The sequence below is a fragment of the Saccharopolyspora sp. NPDC047091 genome (genome assembly GCF_040643635.1).
Classification (GTDB): domain Bacteria; phylum Actinomycetota; class Actinomycetes; order Mycobacteriales; family Pseudonocardiaceae; genus Saccharopolyspora_C.
In genome coordinates this window covers 1-7,476 of the sequence record NZ_JBEYUS010000125.1, presented here as the reverse complement: position 1 = coordinate 7,476, position 7,476 = coordinate 1, and the positions used below count along the sequence as shown (strand labels likewise).

Here is a 7,476-nt window from a genome sequence, read left to right as displayed (position 1 = left end):
CTGATGCTCGGCCTGCTCTCGATGATCTTCTGGGGCTACCGGATGTGGTGGCTGCGCAGGCCCACCCGCGGCGGCGGCCGGGTCGGCCGGGTGCCGGAGCGCGGGGCGTGGCGGCGCGTCCCCGGGCGGATCATGGCGCCGATCATCGTGGTGGCCGCGTTCGTCGCGTACGCGCTGCCGCTGCTGGGCGCTTCGCTGCTGCTGTTCCTCGTCGTCGACATGGTGCTGGGCGCGCGCGCCCGGCGGAGCCCGGGAGTCTGATCGTGGTCGAATCGCTGCTGCTGAGCTGGGTCCTGACGGTGGTGTTCGCGGTGACGGCGGTGTGGTGCGCGATCAGCGCCACCCGGCCGGGCCTGCGGCCGAGCGATCGGCTGAGTTCGGCGAGCCACTTGGCGATGAGCCTGCTGATGATCGCGATGGTGTGGCCGTGGGGCATGGAGGTGCCTGCCAGCCCGCAACTGGTGCTGTTCGCGGCGACCGCGGTGTGGTTCGCGGCGCTCGCGGTGCTGCGGGTCCCGTGCGCGCACGGCTACGGCTCGCCGCGGCTGGCGCACGGGCACCACGCGGTGATGTCGGCGGCGATGGTGTGGATGGTGGCGGCGATGCCGCTGCTCATGCTGGGCGCGCACGATTCCGGGGGCGGCGGGCACCACCACGCGGCGGGGGCTCCCGCGTCCGGGGTGCTGGCCGCGCCCGCGGCCGCCGCGGCGCCCCCGGCTCCGGTGGTGCTGGTGTCGGCGGTGCTGGGCGCGTTCCTGGTGCTGTCCTCGGTGGCGTGGATCTCGACGGCGGTGGACGCGGCGCGGCACAACCTGAACACCGCCGACTCCACCGGCACCCCACCCGACCCGCACGCGACCCGGCTGGCCTGGGACGCGGCCTGCCACGGCGCGATGAGCATCGGCATGGGAGCCATGCTCCTGGCGATGCTCTGAAACCGTCGGCTCGGATCGCCGAGGGGGTGGGGTGGCGGAACCTCACTGCCTGTTCTCGCTGCTGCTGCCGCGTAGTGCTCGGGTGGCGGAACCTCAGCGGCTTACTCGCTGCGGGATCGATGTCTGTGTGTCCGGCACACGGCGACATCGCCGTCCTCGCGAGGAAGCCGCTGAGAACCCGCGGCGGCGCGGGTGTCTTGGGTGGTCATCGGCTCAGCGGCGTCGCCGCTGGCAGGAAACCGACAAGAGCCGTCGGGCAGGTTCAGCGACAGGCAGTCAGCGGTCTTCTCGGTGCGGGATCGATTTCACCGCTCCGCCACAGGAGAAATCGCTGTCCTCGCGAGGGGACCGCTGAGAACGCTGCGAACCCGCTGCGGTGCCGGTGGCGTGGGTGGCGTCAGCTCAGCGGCTCCGCCGCTGACGGGGAAGGGAGGACGGGACTCGTCCCGGCGGTGCGGTTCCCGTCGTCCGTCGCGGAGTGGGTAGCAGTCGCGCGGCCTCCCTCGGGGAGTCCTCGGTGCTTAGCGTGGGTTCATCGGCCCGGCACCGGGCCGTCCACTGTGGATCACCAACTGCGAGGGGGACCCCGTGTCCGTCTGGTTCATCACCGGAATCTCCCGCGGCCTCGGCCGGGAGCTGGCCGAAGCCGCGCTGCGCCACGGCCACACCGTCGTCGGCACCACCCGCACCGGCGACTCCGATCTCGACGCGGCGGACGGCCGGCTGCACACCGTGCCGCTCGACGTCACCGACCCGGAGCAGGCCGCGACCGCCGTCGCCGCCGCGCACCGCATCACCGGGCACCTGGACGTCGTCGTGAACAACGCGGGCTACGGGCTGCTCGGCGCCGTCGAGGAGGCCTCGGCGGACGAGGCGCGGCACGTGTTCGAGGTGAACTTCTTCGGCGCGCTCCGCGTGATGCAGGCTGCGCTGCCGGTGCTGCGCGCGCAGCGGTCCGGGCACCTCGTCAACGTCTCGTCCATCGCCGGTCTCGCCCCGGGCGCCGGTTCGGGGCTGTACGCGGGCGCGAAGGCCGCGCTCGGCGCGACGTCCGAGGCGCTCGCGAAGGAGGTGGCGCCGCTCGGCGTCCGCGTGACCGTCGTCGAGCCCGGCCAGTTCCGCACCGACTTCCTCACCGAGCGCTCCCGGCGCGGCACCGCCACCGCGCTCGACGACTACGCCGACACCCGCGCCGCGGTCACCGCGATGCAGGGCACGGACGGAGCGCAGGCGGGGGACCCGGCGCGCGCGGCCGAGGTGATCCTCGATGCCGTCGCCGCCCCGGAGCCGCCGATGCACCTGGTGCTCGGTGCCGACGCCGTCGGCCGGACCCGCACCAACGTGGAACGCCTCCTCGGCGACGTGCGGCGGTGGGAGGAGGCCTCCGCCGCCACCGCATTCCCCTCCTGATCCGGCGTAGCGTCGGCCGGTGCCCCGCCGACCGGTGGGACACCGGCCGGACTCGGAGGATTCGCGTGGTCGTTCCGCTGCCCGACTCGTTCCGCCGCACCGCGGTGCAGGCGGGAGACGTCCGCATCAACACCGTCGTCGCGGGGGACGGCCCACCGCTGCTGCTGCTGCACGGCTACCCGCAGACCCACCTCATCTGGCACCGGGTCGCGCCGCTGCTGGCCGCGCGGCACACGGTCGTGCTCACCGACCTGCGCGGCTACGGGGACAGCGGCAAACCCGCGGGCGGCCCGGGGCACGAGGCGTACGCGAAGCGGGCGATGGCCGCCGACCAGGTGCGGGTGATGCGGGAGCTCGGTTTCGACCGGTTCGCCGTCGCCGGGCACGACCGCGGCGGGCGGGTCGCGCACCGGCTGGCGCTGGACCACCCGGCGGCGGTGCGGGCGCTCGCCGTGCTCGACATCGTGCCGACGCGGCACGCCTTCCGGCACGTGGACAAGGCGTTCGCGGAGGGCTACTTCCACTGGTTCTTCCTCACCGCGGGCGGCGGCGTCCCCGAGCACCTCATCGGCGGCGATCCGGACTTCTGGGTCCGTACCAGGATGAACTCGCGGCACAGCGGCGGGGCGGCGTTCGACCCGGCCGCGGTCGACGAGTACGTGCGCTGCTTCGCGGATCCGGCGGCGATCCACGCGTCCTGCGAGGACTACCGGGCGGCGGCCACCGTGGACCTGGAGCACGACGAGGAGGACGCGCGGCGCGGCAACCGGATCGAGGTGCCGCTGCTGGCGATGTGGGGCGAGCACGGTTTCGTGGGACGCCACTACGACGTGCCCGCGGTGTGGCGGGAGTACGCCTCCGACGTGCGCGCGCTGCCGCTGCCCACCGACCACTACGTCCCGGAGGAGGCTCCGGAGCGGACGGCCGCGGCCCTGGACGAGTTCATCAGCGGCTGAGCCTCAGGGCGTCCGCCACGCCGCTTCGTCGAGGAGGCGGTCGGCGACCCGCTCTTCCGGCACGGCGACCCGGTTCTCCCGCAGCGCGGGGGCGAGCGCCGCGTCCCAGGGCGCCGCGGTGATCCGCCCGGCGTCGGGCCCGGCCGGATGCCGGTCCAGCGCGGCGAGGTAGTCGGCGGTGCTCATCCGCCACGGCACGGCCCCGGCCTTGGCCTGCACGTACGCGGCGATGCGGAGTCCGTCGCCGTCGAAGTCGCCGTGGTGGTGCAGCCGCGCCCCGGTCGCGCCGAGGGTGCGCAGCAGCAGCATCGCGGCACCGTTGGGCCAGCCGGAGGTGCACACCAGTGGCGGGCAGGTGCGGCCGAACCGGCGCAGCGCGCGGTCCAGCACCGCGGGTTTCTGCACGACCCACACGTCGGGCACGCCGAGCGAGATCCGTCCGGCGTCGCGCAGCTGGCCGAGGGTGATCGCGGCGGCGTGCCCGGAATCGGTGCAGGAGCGCATGATCTCGCCGCAGAGCCGTCCGCCGACGGGCTGCACCCCGGCACTGAGAACCACAGTGGACAGTCCCTGTTCCCCGATTCCCGCGCAGCGCCACAGTTCGCGGCGCTGCCCGTCGCTCGCGGGCAGCGGGACGCCGTAGACCTCGGCGAGCGCGCGCAGCACGAGCCCGGACAGCGAGCCGCCCGGGTCGAGGGCCCGCGGATCGCCGAGCACCGCCTCGGCGAACGCGGGCAGCGGCGTGCCCGGGGCGGGCAGCGCGTGCAGCACGTGCAGCGCCGCGTCGAGGAGTTCGCCCGTGGCGGCGGGAGATCCGCCGAGCAGGCCGCCGCGGCGCACCTGCTCCGCCCACCCGGCCAGCGCGGGCTGGGCGCGCACCACCGGGTGCCCGGCGAGCCAGTCCCACAGGGCGGCGCGCTGCCGCTGGGCGCGTTCCCGCTGCGACGCCCGGTCCTGCACGGGTCCGATCAGCTCTTCGACGATGTCCCGGCAGCGCATCCCGCAGTGCGGTTCGAGCACCGCGTCCAGCCGCGCCACGGACACGGTGACGTGGTCGGCGGGCAGCCGGTCCGCGCCGAGCAGTCCCGCGAGCGCTTCCCGCTGCCGCGGGTCCAGCGGGCCCACGCGGACCCGGTCGACCGCCCGACCCGAGGAAAGCCGGTCGTGCACCGCCTGCCAGAGGGGTGCGAACTCGGCTCGCCGCAGACCGTCAGGGAGCACCGCGCTCCTCCACCAGCGCCCGCCCGTCCCACACGAACCGGGCGGTGGTGACCGCGTCGTCGCCGTCGCCGGTGATCAGCTGGTGGATCGCGATGCCGTCGAGCTCCCGGTAGGTGCACCACTCGTGGTCGCTGGTCAGCACCAGGTCCAGGTCCAGCGCGGTGAGCAGGTCGAACACCTGCCCGCGGTTGGTGGCGTCGACGCCGACGAACACCTCGTCGAGCAGGATGAACCGGGGCGCGGCGGGCACGGCCTGGTAGTGCGCGGCGACGGCGGCGAACAGCGGCAGGTGCAGCGCGATGGCCTTCTCCCCGCCGGAGAGCGCGCCGTGCAGCCGTTTGGTGAGCAGCTGCCAGCCCTCCCCGTCCGCCCGGTCGATCTGCACGCCGAAGCGGTGCCAGGACGTGTAGTCGAAGACCTGCGCGAGCTGGCCTTCCCACCCGGCGGCGGTGCCGTGGCGCTTGGCTTCGTCGACGCGGTTCCGGAAGAAGGCGTGCAGCACGTCCTTGTCGGCATCGCCGAGCCGGTCCGGATCGGTGAGCAGCAGTTCCCGCGCGGCTCCGGTGCCCGGCGGCAGGTTCGGGTCCACTTCCCACACCAGCCGCACGGCGACCTTCGACGCGGTGCGGACCCGTTTGAGCCGGGAGTTCATGGTGTCGACGAGTTCGCCTGCCTGGCGGATGCGGGCGGCGAGGTGCCTGCGGGTGTCGCCGGTGAGGGTCCGGTCGAACAGGTCCCGCTCGGCGGTGGTGATGCCGCTGCGCAGCTCATCGCGTTCGGCGCGGAGTGCGTCGCGCAGGCCGGTGGCGCCGACGCGGACACCGTCGAGGGTGGCGGCGAACAGCTGCGCGTCCGCGCCGGGTTCGAGCCGCAGGTCGGCGCGTTCGGCGAGCACGTGACGGCCGCCGTGCACGGCTTCGGCGAGCCTGCCGAGCGCGTCGGCGCGGTCCTTCGGGCCGTGCGGGAGCTCGTCCCACGCGGTGCTGATCTCGCGGGCCGTGGCGAGTACCGCGCCGATGTCGTCCGAAGTGGACGGTGCGTTCCCGGCGTTCTGCGCGAATCCGGCGGCCGGTCCGATTCCGGTGTCCTGCCCGACCCCGGCGGCCTGCCCGATCCCCGTGTCCTGCCCGATCCCGGCGGCCTGCCCGATCCCCGCGTCCTGCGATATCCCGGCGTCCAGCGCGAATCCGGCGTGGGCGTGCGTCCGCAGCCGGTGCGCGGCGGCGTCCCGAGCGGTGCGGGCGGCCTCGTGCCGGGCGCCGTCCGCGGTGCGCCGGTGCTCCAGCGCGCCGAGGTGCCCGGCGAGGTCCACGAGCCGGTCGGTCAGCCGCTCCCGCCGCTGTTCCACGTCGTGCAGTGCGGTGCGCAGCTCGGCGAGTTCGTCCAGCACCTGCCCGTGCCCGGTGCCGAGGGTGGCGCGCACGGCCTCGGCGCGCTCGGCGCACCGCAGCGCGGTCAGCCCGGCCTCGTCCGCTTCGGCGCGGCGTTCCGCGGCTACGTCCCGGGAGCGCCGCGCGGTGTCGGCGGCGGCGTCGGCGGCGCGGCGTTCGGCGTCCGCTTCGAACCGGGCGTCGAACCAGTCGGCGGCGGCGTCGGTGCAGCCCGCCATCCGGCGGTCCAACTCGTCCAGCGCGGCCCGGTCGGCGGGCCGCCCGAGTTGGGCGGCGAGCTCAGCGCACCGGTCCCCCGCTCGCCGCGCGGCATCCGCGGCCGCGGCGACCTGCTGGGCGCGGTGGTGCACGATCCCGTCGCGGGCGGCGGTCTCGGCTTCGGCGACGTCGGCGGCCCGCCGGGCTTCCCGCACCGCGAGGTCGTCGGGCGCGGTGTCCCATTCGGCGCGCAGCGCGTCCCGGCGGGCGCGCAGCGCATCGGCGGCGGTGTCGAGTTCGGCGAGCTCCGCGGTGACCTTCTCGATCCGCTCGCCGAGTTCGGCGACGCGGCGCCTGCGGTCCCGGTCGCGGGCGGTGCTGCCGATCCGCGCGACCTCGGGTTCCACGCCGTCCCCGGTGAGCCCGGCGAGGCGCCACCGGCCGTCCGGGGCGATCGCCGCTGCGGGGATGCCGTCCGCGCTGCGGTGCCTGCCCGCGCTCGCCGGGTCGTCGGCCGGGTCCACGTGCGCCGGGTCCACGTGCGCCGCGCCGTAGCCGATCCCGTGCAGCACGGCCCAGATCCGGTCCCGGTGCACCGGCGCGCCCGATTCGGGCCGCAGCACCTCCACCAAGGAGGTGCCGTCCACCGGGCGCAACCGGTCCGGGTCGAGCCGGGTGCCTGCGCCGTCCAGCGCGCCGTCCGGGCTCACCCACGCGTCGAGCAGACCGGCGGCGTGCAGCGCGGCCTCCACCTTCGCCTGCACGCCGGGGGTGCTGCCGCTGCGGAACGCCACCAACCGCCACAGCGGCGCACCGGGGTGTTCGGCCGCCTCGGTCGCCTCGGTCGCCTCGGTCGCCTCGGTCGACAGCTCCGCGGCGTCGCGCTGCCGGGTGAGCTCGGCGAGCCGGTCCCGCCGCTCGTCCCGGCGCGCGGTGGCGGCGGTGTGCGCGCGCACCAGCTCGGCCGCGGCGGTCAGGTAGTCGGGGTGCAGCCGTTCCAGCAGGTCGGCGCGGGTGTCGGCGTGCGCGGCGGCGTCGAGGTCGGCGACCGGCAGTTCCGCCAGGCCCGCCGCCCAGTCCCGCACCCGCCGCGCCTGCACGTCCAGCAGTTCGGCGTGCGCCCGGGTCGCGGCGGCGCTGCGCTCGGCGGCGGCGGACTGCTCGGCCCGCGCCTCCTCCAGGTCCTGCTCGGCGGCGGTGCGGGCCGCCACGGCCCGGTCGTGCCGATCGACGGCGGCGCGGACCTCCGCGATGCGGTCGTGCTCGCTGCGCGCGGCGGCGCGCAGCAGGAGCCGGGCGCGCCCGCCGAAGTGCGTTCCCAGCTGGAGGAAACTCGGCTGCACACCGAGGAACGCGGCTGCTGGG

The 7,476-nt window shown here is 75.6% G+C and carries 5 protein-coding genes and 1 pseudogene; 4 read left to right on the top strand and 2 right to left on the bottom strand.

The features are described 5' to 3' along the window. The 4 genes and pseudogenes from ABZ805_RS28730 to ABZ805_RS28715 form a co-directional block, all read left to right on the top strand. Positions 1–261, top strand: a pseudogene (locus ABZ805_RS28730) (PepSY domain-containing protein); the annotation flags it as partial. Positions 262–263: 2 nt separating this feature from the next. Further along, positions 264–935, top strand: a complete 672-nt coding sequence (locus ABZ805_RS28725) for a DUF5134 domain-containing protein (RefSeq protein WP_358446907.1) — start codon at positions 264–266, stop codon at positions 933–935. Between the two features lie 588 nt (positions 936–1,523). Then, on the top strand, positions 1,524–2,345 hold the full coding sequence (locus ABZ805_RS28720) for an oxidoreductase (RefSeq protein ID WP_358446904.1): 822 nt from the start codon (positions 1,524–1,526) through the stop codon (positions 2,343–2,345). A gap of 65 nt (positions 2,346–2,410) precedes the next feature. Next, positions 2,411–3,301, top strand: a complete 891-nt coding sequence (locus ABZ805_RS28715; protein ID WP_358446901.1) for an alpha/beta hydrolase — start codon at positions 2,411–2,413, stop codon at positions 3,299–3,301. A gap of 3 nt (positions 3,302–3,304) precedes the next feature. Here the strand turns inward: ABZ805_RS28715 and ABZ805_RS28710 are convergent, their stop codons facing one another. Next, positions 3,305–4,522 (bottom strand): TIGR02679 family protein, encoded by a 1,218-nt coding sequence (locus tag ABZ805_RS28710; RefSeq protein WP_358446899.1) that lies wholly within the window; start codon positions 4,520–4,522, stop codon positions 3,305–3,307. Next, the coding region (locus tag ABZ805_RS28705; protein WP_358446896.1) for an SbcC/MukB-like Walker B domain-containing protein at positions 4,512–7,476 on the bottom strand (2,965 nt) is incomplete at its 5' end. The genes ABZ805_RS28710 and ABZ805_RS28705, both read right to left, overlap by 11 nt.